At 44.9% G+C, this 22124-nt stretch carries 18 protein-coding genes; 2 read left to right on the top strand and 16 right to left on the bottom strand.

Annotated features, from left to right (window positions below; translation table 11 throughout):
• Positions 1-8: 8 nt before the first annotated feature.
• From DS742_RS08480 to DS742_RS08425, 12 genes are all read right to left on the bottom strand, one after another.
• Positions 9-1517 carry an FAD-dependent oxidoreductase gene (locus DS742_RS08480; protein WP_341457621.1) on the bottom strand — a complete coding sequence of 503 codons (1509 nt, stop codon included), beginning with the start codon at positions 1515-1517 and terminating at the stop codon, positions 9-11.
• Positions 1462-2523 (bottom strand): Gfo/Idh/MocA family protein, encoded by a 1062-nt coding sequence (locus tag DS742_RS08475; protein WP_170313396.1) that lies wholly within the window; start codon positions 2521-2523, stop codon positions 1462-1464. The genes DS742_RS08480 and DS742_RS08475 overlap by 56 nt, the downstream gene beginning before the upstream one ends.
• Positions 2520-3584, bottom strand: a complete 1065-nt coding sequence (locus DS742_RS08470; RefSeq protein ID WP_117416560.1) for a sugar phosphate isomerase/epimerase family protein — start codon at positions 3582-3584, stop codon at positions 2520-2522. The genes DS742_RS08475 and DS742_RS08470 overlap by 4 nt, the downstream gene beginning before the upstream one ends.
• Entirely contained in the window at positions 3574-3981 is a 408-nt protein-coding gene (locus tag DS742_RS08465) for a C-glycoside deglycosidase beta subunit domain-containing protein (protein ID WP_117416559.1), read from the bottom strand. Before DS742_RS08465 ends, DS742_RS08470 begins: the two co-directional genes overlap by 11 nt.
• Before the next feature lie 21 nt (positions 3982-4002).
• On the bottom strand, positions 4003-5115 hold the full coding sequence (locus DS742_RS08460) for a Gfo/Idh/MocA family protein (protein ID WP_117416558.1): 1113 nt from the start codon (positions 5113-5115) through the stop codon (positions 4003-4005).
• 21 nt (positions 5116-5136) lie between these two features.
• Positions 5137-6057 carry a sugar phosphate isomerase/epimerase family protein gene (locus DS742_RS08455; RefSeq protein ID WP_117416557.1) on the bottom strand — a complete coding sequence of 307 codons (921 nt, stop codon included), beginning with the start codon at positions 6055-6057 and terminating at the stop codon, positions 5137-5139.
• A 167-nt stretch (positions 6058-6224) separates the two neighbouring features.
• Positions 6225-8615 carry a GH39 family glycosyl hydrolase gene (locus tag DS742_RS08450; protein ID WP_117416556.1) on the bottom strand — a complete coding sequence of 797 codons (2391 nt, stop codon included), beginning with the start codon at positions 8613-8615 and terminating at the stop codon, positions 6225-6227.
• 175 nt (positions 8616-8790) lie between these two features.
• Entirely contained in the window at positions 8791-9936 is a 1146-nt protein-coding gene (locus DS742_RS08445) for an MFS transporter (RefSeq protein ID WP_117416555.1), read from the bottom strand.
• A complete protein-coding gene (gene buk / locus DS742_RS08440) occupies positions 9933-11057 on the bottom strand; it encodes a butyrate kinase (RefSeq protein WP_117416554.1) in 1125 nt (374 codons plus the stop codon). The genes DS742_RS08445 and buk overlap by 4 nt, the downstream gene beginning before the upstream one ends.
• Positions 11054-12058: a phosphate acyltransferase gene (locus DS742_RS08435; RefSeq protein WP_117416553.1), complete on the bottom strand. Its 1005-nt coding sequence runs from the start codon at positions 12056-12058 to the stop codon at positions 11054-11056. The genes buk and DS742_RS08435 overlap by 4 nt, the downstream gene beginning before the upstream one ends.
• Positions 12059-12081: 23 nt before the next feature.
• Entirely contained in the window at positions 12082-12321 is a 240-nt protein-coding gene (locus DS742_RS08430) for an acyl carrier protein (protein WP_117416552.1), read from the bottom strand.
• Positions 12322-12347: 26 nt separating this feature from the next.
• On the bottom strand, positions 12348-14093 hold the full coding sequence (locus DS742_RS08425) for a CocE/NonD family hydrolase (RefSeq protein ID WP_242996429.1): 1746 nt from the start codon (positions 14091-14093) through the stop codon (positions 12348-12350).
• Positions 14094-14290: 197 nt separating this feature from the next.
• Between DS742_RS08425 and DS742_RS08420 the strand changes: the two genes are divergently transcribed.
• A complete protein-coding gene (locus DS742_RS08420) occupies positions 14291-14986 on the top strand; it encodes a TetR/AcrR family transcriptional regulator (RefSeq protein ID WP_117416550.1) in 696 nt (231 codons plus the stop codon).
• Positions 14983-15357, top strand: coding sequence for a holo-ACP synthase (acpS, locus tag DS742_RS08415; protein WP_117416549.1), 375 nt, complete (start codon positions 14983-14985; stop codon positions 15355-15357). Before DS742_RS08420 ends, acpS begins: the two co-directional genes overlap by 4 nt.
• Before the next feature lie 72 nt (positions 15358-15429).
• Here acpS and ltrA read toward each other — a convergent pair whose 3' ends face one another.
• From ltrA to DS742_RS08390, 4 genes are all read right to left on the bottom strand, one after another.
• On the bottom strand, positions 15430-16827 hold the full coding sequence (ltrA, locus tag DS742_RS08410) for a group II intron reverse transcriptase/maturase (RefSeq protein ID WP_117416548.1): 1398 nt from the start codon (positions 16825-16827) through the stop codon (positions 15430-15432).
• Between the two features lie 490 nt (positions 16828-17317).
• Positions 17318-17626, bottom strand: coding sequence for a DUF3837 family protein (locus tag DS742_RS08400; RefSeq protein ID WP_117416547.1), 309 nt, complete (start codon positions 17624-17626; stop codon positions 17318-17320).
• A 14-nt stretch (positions 17627-17640) separates the two neighbouring features.
• Positions 17641-20844: a carbamoyl-phosphate synthase large subunit gene (gene carB / locus DS742_RS08395; RefSeq protein WP_117416546.1), complete on the bottom strand. Its 3204-nt coding sequence runs from the start codon at positions 20842-20844 to the stop codon at positions 17641-17643.
• Positions 20837-21916, bottom strand: coding sequence for a carbamoyl phosphate synthase small subunit (locus DS742_RS08390; RefSeq protein WP_117416545.1), 1080 nt, complete (start codon positions 21914-21916; stop codon positions 20837-20839). Before DS742_RS08390 ends, carB begins: the two co-directional genes overlap by 8 nt.
• Positions 21917-22124 lie beyond the last annotated feature (208 nt).

Here is a 22124-nt window from a genome sequence, read left to right as displayed (position 1 = left end):
ATTTGCTCTTATGATTCTTCCACGTACTCAGCCGCGCTCATTCCGGCAATCCTTCCGGTATTTACCGCGTAACCCATGGAATTGCCAGGAAGCAGAAACATATAACTGTCATTGTAAATGTTACAGGAATCCGCACCAGCTGCATATAATCCGGGCACCGGTTCAAATGCTTCGTCAACAGCCTGGCAGTTTTCGTTGATTTTAATTCCTCCGACGGTGCCGTATCCGCCCATCCTTACTTTAGCGCAGTAAAAAGGTGCCTTATAAACAGGGCGCATATATCTTCTGTCTTTAAAAAACTCTGCATCTGTACTGTCACAGTAATCATTATAGTCTTCCACTGTGTTCACCAGATTTTCTGCATGAATACCGGCTTTCTCAGCTAATTCTTCAATTGTATCAGCCACGAATAAATCTACATTCCCGTTTTCTTCTGCCATCTTAATTCCATCGTAGAAATCAGACACATCCGGGTTGGTTCTCACAAGACTTACATGATCTACTCCGTTGCGGATATAATGCTTTACAATAGAGGAATCCACAATACTGAAACACAATTTGTCTTTTTGATGAGACACTACATTGGAAAGGAAGGTGGAATTTTGCATCTGTTCCTCATTCATAACCCGCTTTCCCTGTCTGTTCACCAGAAGATTAGGCTGGCCAAAGACGTTGGATACCCCCTGGGTCAAATCATCCATGCCCTCAATGCTGGCTGCCATCTCAATACGCACCTGGGTCTTTCCTGCACCTGCCGCCCATGCCATTTTCATGCCGTCACCGGTAAGGCCTGGTATTGCAAAGCTATACAGATTTTTTCCATGATCCAGCCCGGTTTCTGCCTTGATCATCTCTTTATTGGCTCCTGCTCCCCCGGTACAGATAATCGCCGCCTTACAGCGGATCTCGATTTCCTCCCCGTCAGGACCGGCAGCCATCACTCCGGCAACGGCACCGTTTTCTTTTATTATTTCCCTCGCAGGCGTTTCCAGAAGGAACGTAACTCCAAGCTCCTTCGCCCGCTCATATAAAGCCTTATTCATAAAAGAAGCTGCCCTTGGTCCGATTCCATGGTCTGTCTTCACAATATGCCAGGTTGCCTCTGATTTAGGGAAATAGCGAAATGCTCCCTCAAACTCCACTCCCATATCTTCCAGCCATTCAATGGTTTCCGCAGACTGTTCAAAATACCGTTTCACCAGTCTGGCATCGACATTATAGTGGGTATATTCCATAAACATGTTAAATGCTTTTTCCACGGTAATGTCAATCATCTGCTGTCTCTGGTATTTTGTTCCGATTCCAAGGGGTCCCATACCCATGTTTGCAGCTCCGCCCACTGTGGATGTTTTTTCCAGCACGATGACTTCTGCTCCGTTTTCTGCTGCCTGGACTGCCGCAGAAAGCCCTGACGGTCCGGCTGCTATCACAACGATCTGTGTCTCGTATTTTTTCACCTTATCACCTCTGATTATTATTTTTAAAGCGGACTGCCTCTCCCGTTCTGGCTGATTCACGGACTGCCTCCATTACATCTAAAACAACCCGCACTTCCTCCGGCTTCACTGCCAGTTCTTCTTCTCCGTGAAGCGCTTTTAAAAAGTGTACCATATATTGCCGGTGTTCTGCATTTGTTATCGGAAGATCTTCTTCAATCAGCAGCCCCGGTGCAGGTGGGCCAAAACTTCTTGTTGGTCCGGCTGCAGTCATGGTGATCGTTCCAGGAACATTTTCCAGCAGATGAGTGGTTCTCACAATCTTTCCTTCCCCACCAAATCCGTCAATCATGGCACTTCCGCCTGTTCCGCCAATAAACCATGCGCGTTTTGGTGTGAGATAATAGGTTCCCAGTTCCATATCGGCTGTGATCTTATTTTTAAATTTAATCAGTATGTGGAAATAATCATCTACATCCCGGTTAATGACATTGCGCACATCTGCAAAAACGGAATCAATCTCAGAATCCACCATAAACAGGATCTGGTCAATTAAATGAACGCCCCAGTCATACAGCATTCCTCCGCCCATCTCAGGATAGATATGCCAGTCATGCATATTTCCGTTGATTCCATAAAGCTGTGATTTGATGACATACATATCACCCACCAGCCGCCTGTCATACACTTCTTTCATGATTCTGAAATCCTTATCCCAACGCCTCTGCTGATGGACGGTAAATATCACCTGATTCTCCTTTGCCGCAGCAGTCATTTTATCAAATTCTTCAATCGACATGGCCGCCGGCTTTTCACAGATAATATGTATACCGGCTTTCGCGCTCTTTTCCACCATCTCCAGATGACTGGGGTTGGGCGTTGCAATAATAATGAAATCCAGTTCTTCAGTCTTAAGTATTTCATCAATCGTTCCGTATGCGTGCACCCCTTGCGGAACATCCTTTAACTGCTCCGGATTCGTATCGGCTGCTGCCGCAAACACGACCTCATCAAAAGTTCCAAGCATTTCCCCGTGGCAGTGACCCATAAATCCATATCCAACAATTCCGGCTTTTATCTTTTTCATAATTCTACCTGCTCTTCAATTGCGCTCCTTAATGCCTCCTGGTGGCGGCGGACCTGTTCCACGCTATCCACATCAAAGGTATCATTGAGGGCTGTGTTACCCTCATATTCAGAGCTTAGATATCCGTGATAGCCAGCCTTTTTATAGGCCTTTACTACCTCTCCAATGGGAATTGATGTCTCTTTGTAATTCTCATCGGTGTTGTAAAACTTGGCATGGGTATGGTAGATATACCTGATATTATCAATGATATCCTGAGGATCACACCAGGTATAGGCAAATGTGGAGGCTGCATACCTTAGCGCTGCTTCACCACCTCCAAGCTTCTTCACCTTTTCCAACAGCTGCGGTTCCCCGTTTGCAATCCGGTATTCTTTATTGGCTTTTCCAAGGTTTAAATCATACTTGATCTTTACGAAGCCCTTTTCCACTCTTTGAGCAAACGCTTCATCTACCGCTTTTATTACCTCCTCACTGACTCCTCTTCTGCGGGCCTGATCCCGAAGAACATCAGGAACCGCTTTACAGAAGATTCCAAAGTCCGGCATGAAGCCAAAGTTTTCCGTACCAGTTCTTAAAATCATCTCCATATAGCCATCTGCCCATCCGGAATTTAAGGAAAAGGGAGAATGTACCTCCAGACAGATTTTGATATTCTGGTCACTGGCACAGGCCAGGCTTCCCTCAATCACCTCCATTGGTGTTGATACCAGGGTTCTTAAGGTTTTAAAGCCCAGTTCATGAGCCAGTTTGATATCCCTCTCCATCATCTGGATCTGCTCTTTTAAGGTACAGCGGCGGTTCTTATAAATGTGGTTTTCTAAAAACGCGTCATAGCAGGTAGGTTCTACCTGATACTTTTCCATCCAGCCGAACCACTTTTCTTTAAATTCGGGAGTGACCACCGGAAATTCATCTATCATCTGCTCCGGCAGCAGTTCAATACCTGTTGCCCCTGTTCTGGATACTTCTCTGATGCAGTCCTCCAGATTCATTTTCCCTAAGTAAAATTCTTCCTGGTAGCTGTATAGGGAAACGCTCCGTTTTATATCAAAGTTCATCTTTTCCCTCCCTGATCTCAAAATCGTATTCGCCGGAATGAACCAGAATCATGGGCATATACGACGGCGCAATGGTCTGCGTGGAACAAATATGGTGTTTTCCCGGAGCCAGCCCTCCCTCTTTTAATACGGTTACCGTTGCAAACTGACCGAATTTCCAGCGGTATGTGATCACGGTCTCCATTTCATCCAACGTGAAGGTATCCCCTTCCAGAGTAAAACGGATATCCTTTCTGTCATAATCTATCCCATCTACATTGACTGCGATGTCACGGATAATGGATAGGGTCACACCCCTGTAGTACTGAATCCGGCAGTCAAACTGAAAGCCTGTTACTGTATCGCCTGACCGGACATTGGTAAAACGGTCCGGGTGAAACATATGTCTTGGATACATTGGAAAGCTCCTTTCTGTATTTTATAAGATTATTTCTTTTCCGGTTTCAGCCGACTGATAAATTGCCTCCAGAATCCGGGTCACTGCAAATGCCTGCTCCGGCCTGACTAATGGTTCCTTATCTTCCAGAATAGCAGTCATCCACTGAGCCTGCTCACGGACGCCTTCTGCAGAAGCTCCACCTGAAAAGAAATCTACAACTCCTGCCGGTGAAATCGTCTTTTCCATCAGCTGATTGTGCTCAACCATGTTATAGATCAGTTCATCCTTCGGATAACTTCCTCCGTGGTGAATTTCAGCTCCTGCCTTTGTACCGCATAAAGTCGTGGAGGCTTCCATGGATTTTAAGACATTTAACGCCCAGGAGGCTTCCAGATAAATGACAGCCCCATTTTCCATCTTCACCAGACCAAAGGCAGAATCCTCCACCTCAAAGGTCTCCGGGTCCCATGGTCCAAATACATTGCCTGCCGGTCCGTCCTGCTGCCGTCCCAGCTTATAAAATACCTGGCCAGAGACTGAAACTGGCTTGTAATTCTCCATCATCCAAAGGGTAATGTCCAGTGCATGGGTTCCGATATCAATTAGCGGTCCGCCGCCCTGAAGGGATTTATCGGGAAATACACCCCAGGTAGGAACAGCTCTTCTTCTAAGCGCATGTGCCTTGGCAAAATAAATCTCACCCAGCTCCCCGTTCTGACAGGAGGCTTTCAGGGCAGTCGTGTCATCACGGAAACGGTTCTGATAGCCAATGGTAAATTTCTTTCCGGAACGTTTCCATGCATCCACCATTTTCTGGGCATCAGCCGTGGTATGAGCCATTGGTTTTTCACACATTACATGCTTTCCTGCTTCAAAGCTGGCTACAGCAATGGGACAGTGCGCCACATTTGGCGTACAGACATGGACTGCATCAATCCCTTCTGCCAGCTCATCTAACATCTTCTGATAATCCGTATATACCTTTGCATCCGGTGTACCGTATTCATTTGCTGCCTTTACAGCCCGTTCCTCAATAATGTCGCAAAATGCCACCATTTCTGCCCTATGGGAATTTGCTTTTAAAGATGGCATATGCTTCTGATTGGCAATTCCTCCGCACCCGACAATCGCAACTCTTACTTTTTCACCCATTTTTCTTTTCTCCTTCTCGTTTCAAATGACAAACTGTTTTAAATAGCGCTGGCTTAAGATCAGCGACGCTTCGATTCTTTCTTTTGAAGCTTCAAAGGCCTTATCCTCTATTTCAATACAGGAACAGCCGTCGTACCGGATATCGGTAAGCGCCGATACATAGGCCCCCCAGTCCACATCTCCCAGTCCCGGAAGCTTTGGCGACATAAACGCAAGAGGGTACGCCATAATACCGCACTGGTTTAAACGGTCCCGATACAATTTAATATCTTTATAATGAACATGGAAAATTTTATCCTGAAACTCATAAATCGGCCTGATGTAGTCCATCATCTGCCAGACAAAATGAGACGGATCATAATTAATTCCCAGATTCCTGCTTGGAAGAATTTCAAATACACGTCTCCAGATATCCGGCGTTGTCATTAAATTCTGTCCGCCGGGCCACTGGTCTTTCGAAAACAGCATGGGGCAGTTTTCAATGGCTACCTTCACATTTTGCTGTTCTGCCAATTTAAGGAGGGGAGTCCACACCTCCTTCGCCATGATTAAATTCTCCTCCACCGTCTTTTTCTGATCTCTCCCGATAAAGGTTGTCACCATTCCGATCCCAAGAGCGCTGCTGGCCTGAATCACAGTTTTCAAATGTTCCATTACATCTTCCCGCTTTTTTAAATCTTCATCCAGAGTATTTGGATAATATGCCAGAGATGAGATCTCCACCTTACTGTTTTTACTGTATTCCAGGATGTGTTCCTTATACGCCGGTTCCAAAAGAACACGTTTTGCATCGATATGGCTGACTCCCGCATACCTTCGTTCCGCCTTCCCCGACGGCCAGCAGGCAGCTTCCACACACTCAAATCCGTGTTTCGCAGCAAAATCCATCATTTCCTCATAGGAATACGCTTCCAGTATGGCACTGACAAATCCTAGTTTCATAGATACCTCCTCCGTTCCCTTCATTTACTGTTATCATTATAAGTTTTTGACTTATTTTTAACATCATCGCAATTAACCTCTTTTCGACCCAATCATTCTTTTTTCCAAAGCAGTAAAAAAGAGAGGACAAAAATTCCACCATGATTTTTGTCCTCTCTTTTTTCATACTAATACTGATATTTAATTTCCAGCAGCCTGATTTCGTGAGGCATTAAAACTGTCTCAAGTTCCAGGACACCGTCTTTTACTGTAACCCTCTGCATTTCCATGTGGGCATTCCCCATCTGCTTCATATACATCATTTCTTCTCCGGAAAGGTTTTTCTGATACCCCATTTCCTTCCAAAGATCCTGTACACTTCCGTTGCTTTGGTTCATGTAGTGGGATTTGACCAGATATTCCCCATCCTCTGCCCCATCAATCCGAAACTGAAGACGCATGGATAAATTGTCCTCATAATAACTCTCCATCTGTTCAAGATCCAGTTTATCCTCCTCTTTCGTTGCATACTGATAGGTTAACTTTTTATAGTTATGGCATACGATTCCATAATTTCCTCTGCCGTTAGCGGTTATCATGGCATGGGAATTCCTGCCAAGAAGGCGGGGCTGCATCCGGCTCAAAAAACGAAATGCATAAAATGCAGGCTTACAGATTCCTTCTTTTGTAAGAAGTCCGCTGTCTCCGTTCAGGACCGCCTCTGTATCGTAATGTTCAGAAATCAGATCGGTGCCATGCCAGCACGCCAGCAAATCAATCTTCCCTTCTGCATCAATGCAGTTCTTCACCAGATAGGCTGCTTTCCAACAGCTGTCATTGAGCATATTTCGGTTTGATATGGTAAAATTCCACTCACTGACAAAAATCGGCCTGTCATCAAATCCCAGCTGGCTTAAGGTCTGTTTTAACACATCCAGCTGATTTAAGGTGTACTGACTGTCTAACGATTTTTTTCCATAAAGAATACCTTCCTGAGGGATCATAACATAGCCATAGCTGTAAACAGAAAGGAAATCCGGCCAGATAGCCCGCTTTTTCCAGGCAGAGAATACCGCTTCATACAGATGGCTTTCATACCCCAGCACAATACCTGCACCGCCGATCTTAATCTTTTTTGATATTCGTTTCAACACGGAATACCCGGCATCAAAGACTGGGAAATACCAGCCATCTTCTGACTCAATTTTCAGCCGATTGTCATGCCAGAGTTCAAAATACCATGTTTCTACTGTTTCCAGCCCATACCGGTTCACCATATGGGCTGCAAGCTCATTAAGAACATGTTCATATTCCATCAGACTGTGAAATAAAATCTCACTTTCCTGATTGATCAGGAAATCATCGGCTGCCTTAATCACAATTTTCGGTTTAAATCCCAGTTCAATAAAAGGACTGAGCCCATTCTCTGTCAGAAAATCAAGAATACGGTCCAGTTTATTATAATTTAAAAAACCCTGGGCATTCTGATAGATGATCAAAGAAAATATATTCCAGATCCGCACCTGGGAAAACCCCAGTTCATCCTTTAACATCTTAATGTGTTCCTGAACATCAGAACGTAGTAAAAGCGCCGCCTCGCCAATATTAATGATATGAGACCATGGTTTTTTTAAGGGTTCCCATTTATCACCCTGTACGGTAAACAGTTCCGTCTGTTTTCCATGGGATACCTCCGGCGTTTCCCTGGTTTTTTCCAGAAATTTCTTTATATCCTCAATCTCCAATTCATTTAAACTGCCAGTTCTGCCTTCCTTCGGTGCGCTTTTTCCGGAATATTTACGGCGGTACTCGGAAGGGGTAATCTCAAAGCAGTCTTTAAACGCTTTATTAAAGGACGCAGTTGCAGGAAATCCGTTATCAACCGCAATTCTTGTTACTTTTTTATCCGTATAGAGAAGTTCATCAAGCGCGTGGAACAAACGGACGTTATTTAAATAATCCAGGAAGCTTAGACCAAACTGCTTCCTGATATATTTGGATAAGTATGCCGGCGTTAAATACAGTTTTTGGGCCAGTTCATTTAAACTCAACTGCTTCTGGTAATTTGCCTGAACGTAATTTTGTATCTCAAATACTCTGGTATCATTGGTAAAGCCAAGCCGCTGGACCCGGATATCATCTGTCTTTACCATAAAATGACTGACCAAAAGATAGATCGCCTCATAGAATAGGCTGCGAAGCCGGAACTGTTCCTCCTGCTCTCCTTCAAAAAAAAGAGTGAGAATGCGGTCAAAGATCACCCGAAGAGATTTATATGCTTCATCCTTATCCGAAACTGTATTGCACCAGAATAAAAGCTGGTTTGTGCCTAAGTATTCCGTCATCATGGAGTAATCAATAACAAATCTGGCAAACAGCGTTGTTACTTCTAAATTTTTTATGGAATGGCGCTTATTTGCATTCACCAGGATATAATCACCCTTTTTCAACATATAAGATTCCTCATTGATCAGAATCTGTGCCGTTCCCCTCAGTAGATATAAGATCTCAACATCCTGATGTACATGGGTTTCTCTGTCACTGTTCAGCGCAAAGCTGAACTCCATTATCTCACGCATTTGTTTCCCCATCCTCTCCTAATAGGTCTGTCTGTCAGACAAAATTCTAACATTATTCCATGATTGTGTAAATGGTATTCAGGCAAATACAGAGTAAGATAATTATATCCTACTCTGCATCAAATGTACTTTTATAAAATCGCTTCATATGGATGACGAAAGCCCATTGCACAAATCACATACTTTTTGAAATAATAACGGCTGACGCTGCCACAACCATACCGGTTACTGCTATAAGATAAACATGGCCGGTGGTGACAGACTGAAATACCAGCTTTGCCACAGCATTCAGCACAAATGGTGAAATCGTCTGTCCGAAGCACATAAAGGAGGTGAAGCAGGCAGCTGCCATGGCAGCAGCTGCAGGAGCAACCGCATCTGATACTTCACACATTGCCCGGGGAACAAACATCCCCTGGGAAAATCCGCATAAAGCCCCACCCACCATAAGCATTCCTACATTTCCTGGAAATAGAATTAACAGAACACCTCCTGTACAAAAGAGAAACATGGCGGCAGGAAGTGTGTATGTTCCTGTTTTTTTAACAACATTGCCAAGAATCAGGCCCATAACAATCTGGGCGCTGGAAAAAACACCGGTCAAAAGCCCTGCCACAGTGGGATCGCCTGCTATTTTACCTTCCAGATGCATGGAAATATTAGTAGTATAGGTTATTAAAAATATAAATACCACCATACCAAGCAGAGATATTTTTAATACATTCCCATTCAGCCTGACAGCTTCGCCTTCAGACGTACCGGTTCTTCCCGTATCCGGGAGCCACAATGCAATTGCTGCAAAGCAAACAAACGCAATCACATGGATAAAATAAGATGCTTTAAAACCGAGAACCCCCAGCATACCGGCTAATGTAGTTATGATAACCATGCCGGCGCCAATACTGGCTGCCTGAATCCCCATCACAGTAACCCGCTCATCTCCTTCAAAAAATTCTGCCACCACCGCCGTATTTAATGTACACGCAAGCCCAAGTGCAATTCCATAACAGGTCCTTGAGAGAAACAAAAGAGGAAAGCTATCAGAAAGAAACGGGATAAATCCGGTAATTCCGGCAATAAAACAGGCAAAAAGGAGAAGCTTTTTTTTGCTGATTTTCGTCACCAGCAAACCGGAAGCAAGGGCAACCACCACGGAAAACAATGAAGGTGTTGTAACCAGCATCTGGATCAGACTGACTGATACCTGTGGATAATGTTCCTTTATCTGCCCCAGAACCGGGGAAATGCTAAACTGCAGTCCCTGAATAAAGGAAATGGCAGTGATTGATATAATAATATTTATTTTTTTTGTCTGGTTCAATGGAACTGATTCCTTTCTTTGTCAAAATCGAACCCCTGGAATCTGCAAACTCCCTGATATCGCTTTACAGCCTCTGTCTGGTTCAAAACCCGGACTGCTCCAGCTGCCATAGCCTCCATCTCAAATTCTCCCGGGTACGGCGTAATGGCGGCAATCCATCCGCAGGCTTCTGTGATCTGATTTACCAGATTTTTATTATGTACCATGCCCCCGCCCAGTAAGATCCCATCAATTTTTCCATGAAGCACAGCTGCCATGGAGCCAATGGCTTTGGCAATCTGATAAATCATGGTATCCCAGAGGAGTTTTGCGTAGGGATCTCCATCTTGCGCTTTCTGGCTCAGTTCCAGCGCGTCAGAACTTCCTGTATGGCTTACAAAGCCGCCTTTTTCTGTACAAAGAAGCTTCACCTCTTGTAATGTTTTCCCCTCACAATGCCTTAATAAGTCGGCAACTGCAATACTTCCGCATCTGGTGGGAGCCATGGGGCCTTCTCCTCCCACAATATCAAAACCGTCTATCATCCTTCCCGCACGGTGGGCAGATACGGAAATTCCGCCGCCTATGTGGCAGACAATAAAACGGCAGTCTTCATAGGTTTTGCCAAGAAGTGCGGAGTGTCTGATTGCAACCTCCTTTAAATTTAAGGCATGGAGATGTATCACCCGGTAAACTCCCTTGATTCCTGTCATTCTTGCAAGATCCTGCAATTCATCCACATCCGGAGGATTAACGACATAGGCTTTCGCGTGATATAAATCGGCGAATTCCCGTGCAAGCCGGGGGCCAAGCATGGCAGGATGCTGTACACCGTTTGCTCCTGTTTGGGAGTGTTTCAGCACCAGATCATCTATTTCATAGGTTCCGCCTTCCATTGACAGAAGACCGCCACCCCTGCCTACAACCGCATCCACTCCGCTTAAAGAAATTCCATTCTCCTCCAGAAGTTTTACAATCATATCCCGGCGGTAAGAAAACTGACCGGATATCGCCGGAAATGCAGCAAGCGTTTTTGCATCATGGCTGACATTCCTGGAAAAGATCTCTCTTTCTCCCTCAAAGAGGGCTATTTTGGTAGAGGTTGAACCAGGATTAATGGTAAATATCTTATAGTTACTCATCCATTCTCTCCTCCTGCACGAATCACAAGCATTGCCACGTTCCCAAACATTTCTTCCACTGGGGCGCTTCTGGAGAAATCACAGACTGGTTTTGCAAAGCCCTGAAGCACCGGGCCGTAGGCATTGGCTTTGCCGAAAATTTGAATCATCTTCACGCCAATATTACCGGCATGGAGATTTGGGAAGATCAGGACATTGGCTTTTCCTGCAACTTTACTTTCCCATTTTACTTTTTTTGCTGCAACTGACGGGATTATGGCCGAATCCAGCTGAAATTCCCCGTCAATGCTTAGTTCCGGACGTATTTTTTGTACCCGTTTTACTGCCTCTCTGATCACATCAATGCTTTCATGGTCTGCGCTGCCGCAGGTGGAAAAGGACAGCAAGGCTAATCTGGGCTCCCAGCCTAATAAAGTCCGGACTGTGTCAGCGGAAGAAATGGCAATACCTGCAAGATCTGCTGCATCCGGCTGAGCTGTGATTGCACAGTCAGCCAGTCCCAGTAAGGTCCCTTCCGGTCCCTCAAAGCCGGGGATATCTGCGATTCCAAGGCTGGATACACGTTCCACGCCTTCTTTTAGTCCTACAATGCTCATTGCCTCAAAGATAACATCTCCGGTTGAATACTCTTTTCCGGCCGCCACACAGTTCACTTTCCCCAGCTTCAACAGAAACATGGCACACCGCACCGGGTCCTTTGCCTTGCGCAAAATCGATTTTTCCGTAAAATCATCGTACTTCCGCCGGTATTCCTCCGCCAGCAATATCCGGTTCTGCTCATCTTTGCAGTCGAAATATTCAAAGCCTTCCGTTGAAATTCCTTCCTGCCGCGAAAGGTCTTCAATCTCTATCTGATTTCCTATTAACAGTACAAATCCGATTCCTGTTTTCACAACCTGACTGGCAGTGCGAAGAATATCGCTGTTTAAGCTTTCCGGAAAAGCTATTTTCTGTGGATTCTCCTTTGCTTTCCGGGCCATTTCTGTGATAAATTTATTCATGTCAGCCTCCCCATAAAGTTAGTCTAATCCTCTAACAATTCCACAATGTAGTCCGCCGCTTCCCCAAAAGTACGGCAGCGTTTAAAATTCATATAAGGAACTTCTATATCAAATACATCTTCCAAAAATGTGGTCATCTGGGAATAATGGACTGATTTTGGGTTCATATCCGCAAAAACAGTTTCTTCACTCATGGCTGACGGCTCTGTTTTCCATATGCTGCTGGCTCGTTCTATTATTTTATTCAATACTTTCTCTCTCATAATTTCTCCTCTTTCCTTTTATTCTGTTACCGGATCATGATGTCTCCATCCTGAAATCTTGGCGGAATTACAGGAATCTGGAGAAATGATTGGTACTCTCCTCCTGTATAAACCAGATGATTTCCCTGATTATCTGTATTCCACATCAGAGGCTCAAACCAGTCGCCCCGTATGTATCTCCCTGCAATGGAAACCCTGATCTGCTGGCCTTTATGGAAAAAGCGGCTGGTGGGAACAATCTCAATGTCAACGGGAACAATCTGACCCGGCTCCAGCTTCTCATCACATGTATGAGCCTGAACCGGACAGTAATTTGTGGAAAGCTTCTCATTAAGCTTCCTTCGTGATACCCGCATTTTCCCCCAGGCACCTGGATGCGGCTCTCCAAAAAGTGTGACCGGAAGCAGATCCCCATTGGTGCCAAGCTTCTGCACAGCAATGAATAGATCCATGTCGTTATAGCTCTCCGCCGCAACATAAAGCCGCAGCTTCATGTATCCGGTCAGCTCGGTATCTTCCTCAAAGCGGTAATCGAAAGACACCTCTCCGGTTTCACTGTCATAAGCAGCCACGGCGTTTTCCTGAACCGGCTCCTTTTTCATGGACTTATCCGAGGCATCTAAATAAAGCTTTTCATACTTCGTCCGTTTCAGCGGAAAATTCTCCTCAGGACGGTTTTTCATGAAAAGAAATTCAGCCGCATCCTGTACCTCAATCCGAACCTTTGGAGTCAGCTCCCAGCCATTTCTCTCCAGCTTTAAATACCTGGCAAAAAACAGTTCCAGGTCCTGCAGATTTTCGTTGCTGTAGGCATCCGGCCATTCAAAATCTCTGTGGACACGCAGCCATTTTCTTCGGGATTTGCATTTACGAAAGGCATTGATGGAGCCTCTTAAGTGAAAATGATTCCAGCAGGCAGTCTGATATACAGGAATGGTCACATTTTCCCAGATGGGATCTTTGTCTTTCCAGTAAGTACAGTTGATAAACGGGTATTTCTCCAGGTTATCCGGGGTGCTGTCCATGTAGTTAGGACCGCAGGCCTCCTTCATTACCAGCCTGACAAAGGAATGAGCCGGTATTCCCCCTTCACAAAGGGACTCCCGGTACATATCCGTGGTGGACTCCCATGGGGCAATGCAGGTTAAATGGGGCGGCTGCTGGGAAGCAATACGCCACTGGGTCATGGCCACACAGCTGTTCCCTGACAGGGCACATCTGCCGCTGCACCAGGACTGGGCAGCCGCCCATTCAATGAAATCAAAACCGTCTTTTCCATCCTGTGTGCCAAACTGGACAAAATCCCCTTCCGAATGGCCGATACCTCTGGGATCCACATTGGCAACCGCATATCCACGGCGGCACCAGTAGCCCGGATCGGCGCTTTCAAATTTTGACATATCCGACACAGTCTGGGGCGGCACTCCCATGATCTGCCATTCAGACTGTCCGTCAAACGGCCGCTTCCCATAGAAACTCCATGATATGATTAACGGATATTTTCCCTCCGCCTCCGGTTTATATATATCTGCATAAATGATCACTCCATCCCGCATTTTAACAGGAATATCCTGCGTACAGACAATTCCGTCTTCAGGGTTATAAGTCCGTTGATTTAAAGGCGGCTGGATTTTTGCTGTCTCTCTTTCCTCCACGGACATTGCTTTAAATTCTTCCGGCGTACAGGGTGTCATCATTTTTGTCATATAGATTTCAACCGGCTCTCCTGACATTTCTACTGTTTTCGTTATTCTTTCTCTGTGATCTGGCACAATCATATCCTCCCATTTTGTTTGGTATCGTTCCTTAGAAAAGATCCCGGAACTTGATTTCACAAAGCTTATATTGTATACTTTTTCTATGAAATCCGATATATGCTCATTTTAATTAGAAATACTGCACATGAACAGAACACATTTTTCATATGTGTACGATTTTACTCACACAATTGTCATAAGGGAGATAGAATGTGAACGAAACGAATGGTATACTCAGACTGGCCAAATCAGAACAGACAAAAGCAAAAATAATTGATGTTTTTCTGGGACTGACCAATGAGAAAAAATGGGATAAGATCTCTGTGAAAGAACTTTGTGCCGCTATAGGCATTACAAGAGGAACTTTTTATCAGTATTATAATGATATATACGATTTAATGGAACAGATTGAAGACACACTGATTACAGATTTAAATCACCGGTATCAGCTGCTTCCTCTTAAGAGTCCAAACGGTCTGTTTCCTCCGGAATTATTCGATTCCAAATACGATTATTCCCCGCCTCATGAGCTGTTTGTCTGGTTTGATTTCTGTCAAAACCATCAAAAGGCCGTTTCTTCTTTACTAGACTCTAAAAATGGGGATGCTTATTTTGTAAAGAAACTGAAAGTGATCTTAGCCCAGCAAATCAATCACATCATGGATTATGACGGAATGCCAAGAGACGGCTTACGGGAGCATTTTACGAAGATTTTTATTGAGCTTCATTTTCTTGCCGCCCGCACCTGGTTAGACAGCAAAGAAGAGGATTTTCTTTCAATCAGAGAAATTATCAACCTGCTAAATACCATGCGCGTCGGCGCTGGCTTTCTTTCCAATAAACAAATGACTTCCCCTGATTTTGATAAGAAGATGAAATTTCCTGCTGACAATGAGGTGTTGCGATGATAATTGGCATTGGTACTGATATCTTAAATATTCATAATATTGAAAATGCCGTAAAGGATCGAAATGATCCCTTTGTACAGAAAACCTATACTAAAAAGGAACTGGAACTGATCTTAAACCGCCCGGTTCCCCTTAATAGCTTTGCCACCAGATTTGCCGGAAAGGAAGCCGTTTTTAAAGCTCTCTGCGTTCACCCGGATGCAGTCCGGTTAAATGAAATTGAAATTCTGGAGAACGAAAATGGACAGCCAGTGGTATTCCTTCACGGAAAAGCAAAAAAACTGGCTGTGGATAAGGGCATAAAAACTGCACTGATTTCATTGTCCTACGATACTGATTATGCGATTGCATATGCTGCATTATCTCAATAGGATCGAGTAGGAGGCGGTGACTAACCGCCGTCCTCTCACAGCACCGTGCGTACCGTTCGGTACACGGCGCTTTCAATAGTTGACGTGCACTGACTGATATGCATTGGCTAAATCATAGAAGCCACTGCATATCAGCCTTTCTTTTGTTAAAGCTATATTGACCGCCATTGTGTGTGTCACAAACCAATAACCTCTTCGGCTGTTAGCTGTTACATATGCCAAGTCTTTGGACACTCCTAGTTTTACAAGGTTTCTCATTTTTGTCTTTGGCTTCTTCCACTGCTTCCAAATACACATACGTATCCGATGGTAGAGCCACCCGTTGATATCCTCGATAAGGTTCTTCATACTTGCTATTCCGTAATAGTTAAGCCAGCCTCTCGCATATACCTTTATCTTTTCCAATGCCGGTCGTATGCTCTGAACAGATCTTCGGGAAGAAAGTTCTTTCAGTTTAGACTTAAACTTCTTCCATGACTTTGGGTGAACTCTGACATATATTCCATTTCCGTTCCTTCCCAGTACAAAGCCAAGGAATTTAAAATTTCGGATTGCAAACACACTAACCACACGACTTTTGTCTTTGTTCACTGTTAGCTTAAGCTTACCTTCAAGATATTCTGTACTTGTCTCCAATAGTCTCTTTGCGGCTCTTTCGCTCTTTGCCAGCAGTACTATATCATCTGCGTAACGTACAAGCGGAACTCCTCTCTTTTGAAATTCCTGGTCAAACTCATTCAGATAAACATTTGCCAATAGCGGCGACAGATTTCCGCCCTGTGGTGAACCTTCCTCCGTATCCATGACTACACCATTTTCCATGACACCGCTCTTAAGATACCTTTTAATCCATTGTATTACCCTTTCATCCTTCACATTTCTTCGAAGTATGTTTAATAATAACTCATGATTCAAGGTATCAAAGTATCTTGATAGGTCTAGTGATACCGCATAGCGATAACCCTCTTCGGCATACTCTTTGACCTTAATAATGGCATCCTTTGCACTTCTCCCCGGTCGGTAGCCATAGCTTCCGTTCGAGAATTGCTCTTCATACATCGGCATTAGTTGTTGTGCAATCGCTTGCCGAAAAATACGGTCTTTGACTGTTGGAATACCAAGCTTTCGCATTCCACCGTCTGCTTTCGGGATTTCTTTACGCCTTACCGGGTCGGGTGTATATTTCCCCTTGTATATTTTCTCGGTAATCGCTTGCTGATTTTCCCGTAGATAACCACCTATTTCATCGACTGTAATACCGTCGATCCCCGGTGCTCCCTTATTTGCCTTTACCCTCTTAAAAGCTCTGTTAAGATTGTCTTTATACAGTATCTTCTCTAAGAGTTCTGGCTGTGCACTGTCCTTTTCTTTCCATATCGAACGGAATGACCTCCGCACTTTTGCATACCCTTCATGTTCCGCACTATCTCTTTGCGGACAGTCTCTATTTTCAGAATTTTCTGCCTTCATTAGTCATTCCTCCTTTCTCTGTCATACTTGGGACTCCTATTGATTCGGTCCTTCACCTCTCGGCTAATATGACCTCTGCTGACTTCTGTATGTTCAGTATTACCTTGCGATAACAGTTACCTCTTTCAAGGCGTTTCATACAGACCTCCCCGGGTACTCACACGTTCCTTCTCTCCATCTATCTGCCACATATACCATACATGATTCTGTGTAGTTATTGGGCTTTAACTTGTGTCGCAGTCTCACCCTCATGCATAGCCTGATGTGATTTCTGTTCGTCAGACCAGAGATTTGCCCACTGGTTAGTATGTTCCCAGTATCCAGCTTCCTTCAGATTCCACCTCGCGATGGACACCCTTGCCTTCGGCTATATCCTTCCCACTACCGGGCGGATTCGGGACTTACACCCGTTGGAACGTGTGCCCGCCGGGCACACGACGAAAAAAAGACCGGAGCAGGAATCCATCCTGCACCAGTCTTTTTTCTATCATTAATGCTGTTCTTCATAGCTGTATTTCAACAGCTCATATATTTCATCTGTTACCCGATCATCTTTATAATACTCATCAAGAAGGCTGATGATTTTAGCTGCGTATTCCGACGGAACCGGAAGCTTTTCAACTGACTCATGAAACTCCTTCTTCATCTCACTTACCATCTCTTTTTTTTCCGGTACAGGCAGACCGTAGATCTTATAAAGCATTCCCATAGCCGCACACGCCTCATTGGGGGAAGTTAAGGGCGCGTTTTCAAACCTGGTTTTAATTTCTACAGCCTGTTTATTAATATAAAATACCATGATATTATAATTCCTTATACATTTTTAACTAGAGCAATGTCGATCAGGGTAAGCTCCTTCGCTCTGTTTTCCATGCTGGTTACCAGGGCTGCTGCCGTATCTAAGGACGTAAGCACGGTCACGCCGGTTTCGATCGCATTTCTGCGGATCACAAAACCATCCTTGCTTCTGTCTGCGCCCTGAGGCGGGGTATCGATAACCAGGTCAATCTCATGGCCCAGAATCAGATCCAGGAGGTTGGGGGACTCCTGCTCCAGCTTGCGAACCTGGAAGGCTTTGATTCCGTTATCATTTAACACCTTTGCCGTACCAGCCGTAGAGAAGATCTTGTAGCCCTGATCTTTAAATCTGCGTGCGATATCGATAATCTCTTCCTTATCAGAATCCTTTACCGTAATGATCATGTTCTTATGCTTGGGAAGCTTGATTCCTGATCCTGCAAAGGCTTTGTAGAGTGCCTCATTAAAGGTCTTTGCAATTCCCAGACACTCTCCTGTTGATTTCATCTCAGGTCCCAGACTGATGTCTGCGCCGCGGATCTTTTCAAAAGAGAACACCGGCATCTTTACAGCGATGTAATCTGCTTCCGGCTGAAGCCCGGGCTTATATCCAAGTTCTTTAATGGTATGGCCGCAGATGACTCTGGTTGCCAGGGGTACAATGGGGATTCCAGTCACCTTGCTGATATACGGCACCGTACGGGAAGACCGGGGATTTACCTCGATGACATAGACATCTTCTCCGCTGACAATAAACTGAATGTTGATCATTCCTTTTACATGAAGTGCTCTTGCAAGTCTTCTTGTATATTCCACAAGCTTGTCTTTAATCTCTTCCTTTAAGCTTTGAGCCGGATATACGGAGATGCTGTCACCGGAGTGAACGCCTGCGCGTTCAATATGCTCCATGATTCCCGGTATAAGAATATCTTCCCCATCACAGACTGCATCTACCTCGATCTCTTTGCCCACGATATATTTATCGACTAAAATGGGGTGTTCCTGAGCGATCTGGTTGATGATCGCAATAAATTCATCAATATCCTGATCAGAAATGGCAATCTGCATTCCCTGGCCGCCCAGTACGTAGGAAGGTCTCACAAGAACCGGATAACCAAGCTTTGCTGCTGCTTTCTTGGCCTCTTCTGCTGTAAATACAGTCTGTCCTGCTGGTCTTGGAATCTGGCATTCTTCCAGAATCTTATCAAACAGTTCTCTGTCTTCCGCCGCATCCACATCTTCTGCCGCTGTTCCAAGAATGGGAACTCCCATCTTCATTAGTGCCTCTGTCAGCTTGATTGCTGTCTGGCCGCCGAACTGTACCACCGCTCCGTCCGGTTTTTCAATATCAACTATGCTTTCCACATCTTCCGGAGTGAGAGGTTCAAAATACAGCTTATCTGCAATATCAAAATCCGTACTGACTGTTTCCGGATTGTTATTAACGATAATGGTCTCATAGCCTTCTTTGCTGAAACTCCAGGTACTGTGAACCGAACAGTAATCAAATTCAATTCCCTGGCCGATCCGGATTGGGCCGGAACCTAATACCAGAACCTTTTTTCTTCCTGTTGTCTGCTCCGCTTCATTTTCACTTCCAAAGCAGGAGTAGTAATATGGTGTCTCTGCTGCAAACTCAGCCGCACAGGTATCTACCATCTTAAAGGCAGCCGTTATCCCGTTATTCTTTCTTGTCTGATGGATTTCTTCTATAGATATACCGGTCAGTCTTGAAATTACCGTATCAGGGAATTCCAGTCTCTTTGCCTCTTTTAGCAGCTCATTGGTAAGAGGACCTTTCTTTAAGGCTTCCTCCATCTCCACCAGAATTGCCAGCTTATCAATAAACCAGACATCTATCTTTGTGATGTCATGAATGAGTTCATAGGTAAAGCCTCTTCGCAATGCTTCCGCGATCACCCAGATCCTTCTGTCATCGATCAGATGAAGGGTTTCTGTCAGCTGGTCATCTGTGAGTCCTGTATAATCATAAGACATCAAGCTGTCCACATGCTGTTCCAGAGAACGGATCGCTTTCATTAAGCCGCCTTCGAAATTGGTGCAGATACTCATTACCTCGCCGGTCGCCTTCATCTGTGTGCCAAGTGTTCTCTTGGCGCTTAAAAACTTGTCAAAGGGAAGGCGCGGCATCTTAACGACACAGTAGTCCAGCATAGGCTCGAAGCTTGCATAGGTTTTCTTTGTTACCGCATTTTTAATCTCATCAAGGGTGTAGCCCAGAGCGATCTTTGCAGCAACTTTGGCAATGGGGTATCCGGTCGCCTTGGAAGCCAGAGCAGAGGAACGGCTCACCCGGGGATTTACCTCGATGACACAGTATTCAAAGCTCTCCGGGTGGAGAGCATACTGAACGTTGCAGCCGCCTGTAATACCTAATTCGCTGATGATTTTTAATGCAGAGGTACGAAGCATCTGATATTCCTTGTCTCCCAGAGTCTGGGAAGGAGCCACTACGATGCTGTCGCCTGTGTGAACGCCTACCGGATCAAGGTTTTCCATGTTGCAGACGGTTATTACATTGCCTGCACCATCCCGCATTACTTCATATTCAATCTCTTTCCAGCCCGAAATGCAGCGTTCCACCAGAACCTGGCCAACACGGGACAAACGGAGTCCGTTCTCAAGAATTTCCCGGCACTGGGCCGGGTTTTCAGCAATTCCGCCGCCGGAGCCTCCCAGTGTATAAGCCGGGCGTAAAACGATGGGATAACCGATCTCTTCCGCAATTCTTAAGCCATCCTCCACATTTTCCACGATATCAGAGGGAGCTACCGGTTCGCCGATCTTCTCCATGGTTTCCTTAAACAGTTCCCGGTCTTCTGCCTTCTTAATAGTCAGGGCAGTGGTTCCGATAAGGCGGATATTGTTCTTTACAAAAAAGCCCTTATCTTCAAGCTCCATGGCCAGGTTTAAGCCAGCCTGGCCTCCAAGTGTAGGAAGAACGCTGTCCGGTCTTTCTTTTAAAATCAGCTGCTCCACTACCTCTACAGTCAGCGGCTCGATATAAACCTTATCAGCAATATCTTTATCCGTCATGATGGTTGCAGGATTGGAGTTTAAAAGCACAACCTCAATCCCTTCTTCTTTTAAAGAACGGCATGCCTGGGTTCCGGCATAATCAAATTCTGCTGCCTGACCGATGATAATCGGACCGGATCCAAGGACTAGTACTTTTTTGATATCCTGATTCTTAGGCATTCTTTCCCACCTCCATCATGTTTATAAACCGGTCAAATAAGTAGCTGGAATCCTGAGGTCCCGGACATGCTTCCGGGTGGTACTGTACGGTAAATATGTTCTTTCCGGTATATTTCATACCTTCATTTGTTCCGTCATTGACATTTACAAATGCAGGAACTGCCACAGCCGGATCCACTGTATCCTCATCCACCACATATCCGTGGTTCTGGGAAGAAATGTAAACCCTTCCGGTTTCCAAATCCTTAACCGGGTGGTTGCCGCCTCTGTGTCCGTATTTCAGCTTATGGGTATCAGCGCCAGTCGCCAGTGCCATCAGCTGGTGTCCCAGGCAGATTGCAAAAATAGGGACTTCTGATTCATACAGCTTGCGGATTTCCTTAATAATGTCAGTGCATTCCTTTGGATCTCCAGGGCCGTTTGACAGCATAATTCCATCGGGATTGGAAGAAAGAATTACTTCTGCCTTCGTATCTGCCGGATATACAGTAACCTCACAGCCTCTCTCATTTAAGGACCGTGCAATATTCTTTTTAGCACCTAAATCCAGAAGTGCAACCCGCCTGCCTTCACCGGGAAGCACATAGGATTCCTTACAGGTGGTTGCCTTCACAACGCCCGTAACAGAATATGCCTTCATACGCGAAATGACTTCGTCAAGATCAAATCCTTCATCGGTTGTGATCATGCCGTTCATTGTACCTTTTTCTCTTAAGATTTTTGTTAGGGCTCTCGTATCGATACCACTGATACCTGGAATGTCGTTACTTTCTAAGAAATGCTGAATGGTATCCTCGCTTCTAAAGTTGCTGGGGATTCTAGATAATTCTCTGACAATGTAGCCATCCGGCCAGGGTTTGCATGACTCCATATCTTCCTGACAAATGCCGTAATTACCAATTAGCGGATATGTCATCACAACTGCCTGTCCCGCATAGGATGGGTCGGTGAGGACTTCTAAATAACCCGTCATGGAAGTATTGAATACGATCTCACTGATCACTTCCCGTGTTGAACCAATGCTCGTGCCTGTAAAAACAGTGCCGTCTTCCAGTATTAAAAAAGCTTTCATACGCAAAGTCCCAATCCTTTCTTAATAATAGTCCATGTTTTTTGGACATAAAGGGATACCCGCAAGGGTGTTTCTTAATAATAGTCCATGTTTTTTGGACATAAAGGGATACCCGCAAGGGTCAATTTGCAGCTGACTGGTATCAGCCCAAATTGAATAGATTATACATTATCCCGCGACATTTTTCAACTGTTTTTTTATAATTTAT

Source organism: Lacrimispora amygdalina (assembly GCF_003432035.1).
Lineage (GTDB): Bacteria > Bacillota > Clostridia > Lachnospirales > Lachnospiraceae > Lacrimispora > Lacrimispora amygdalina.
This window is presented reverse-complemented; position numbering and strand designations above follow the sequence as displayed.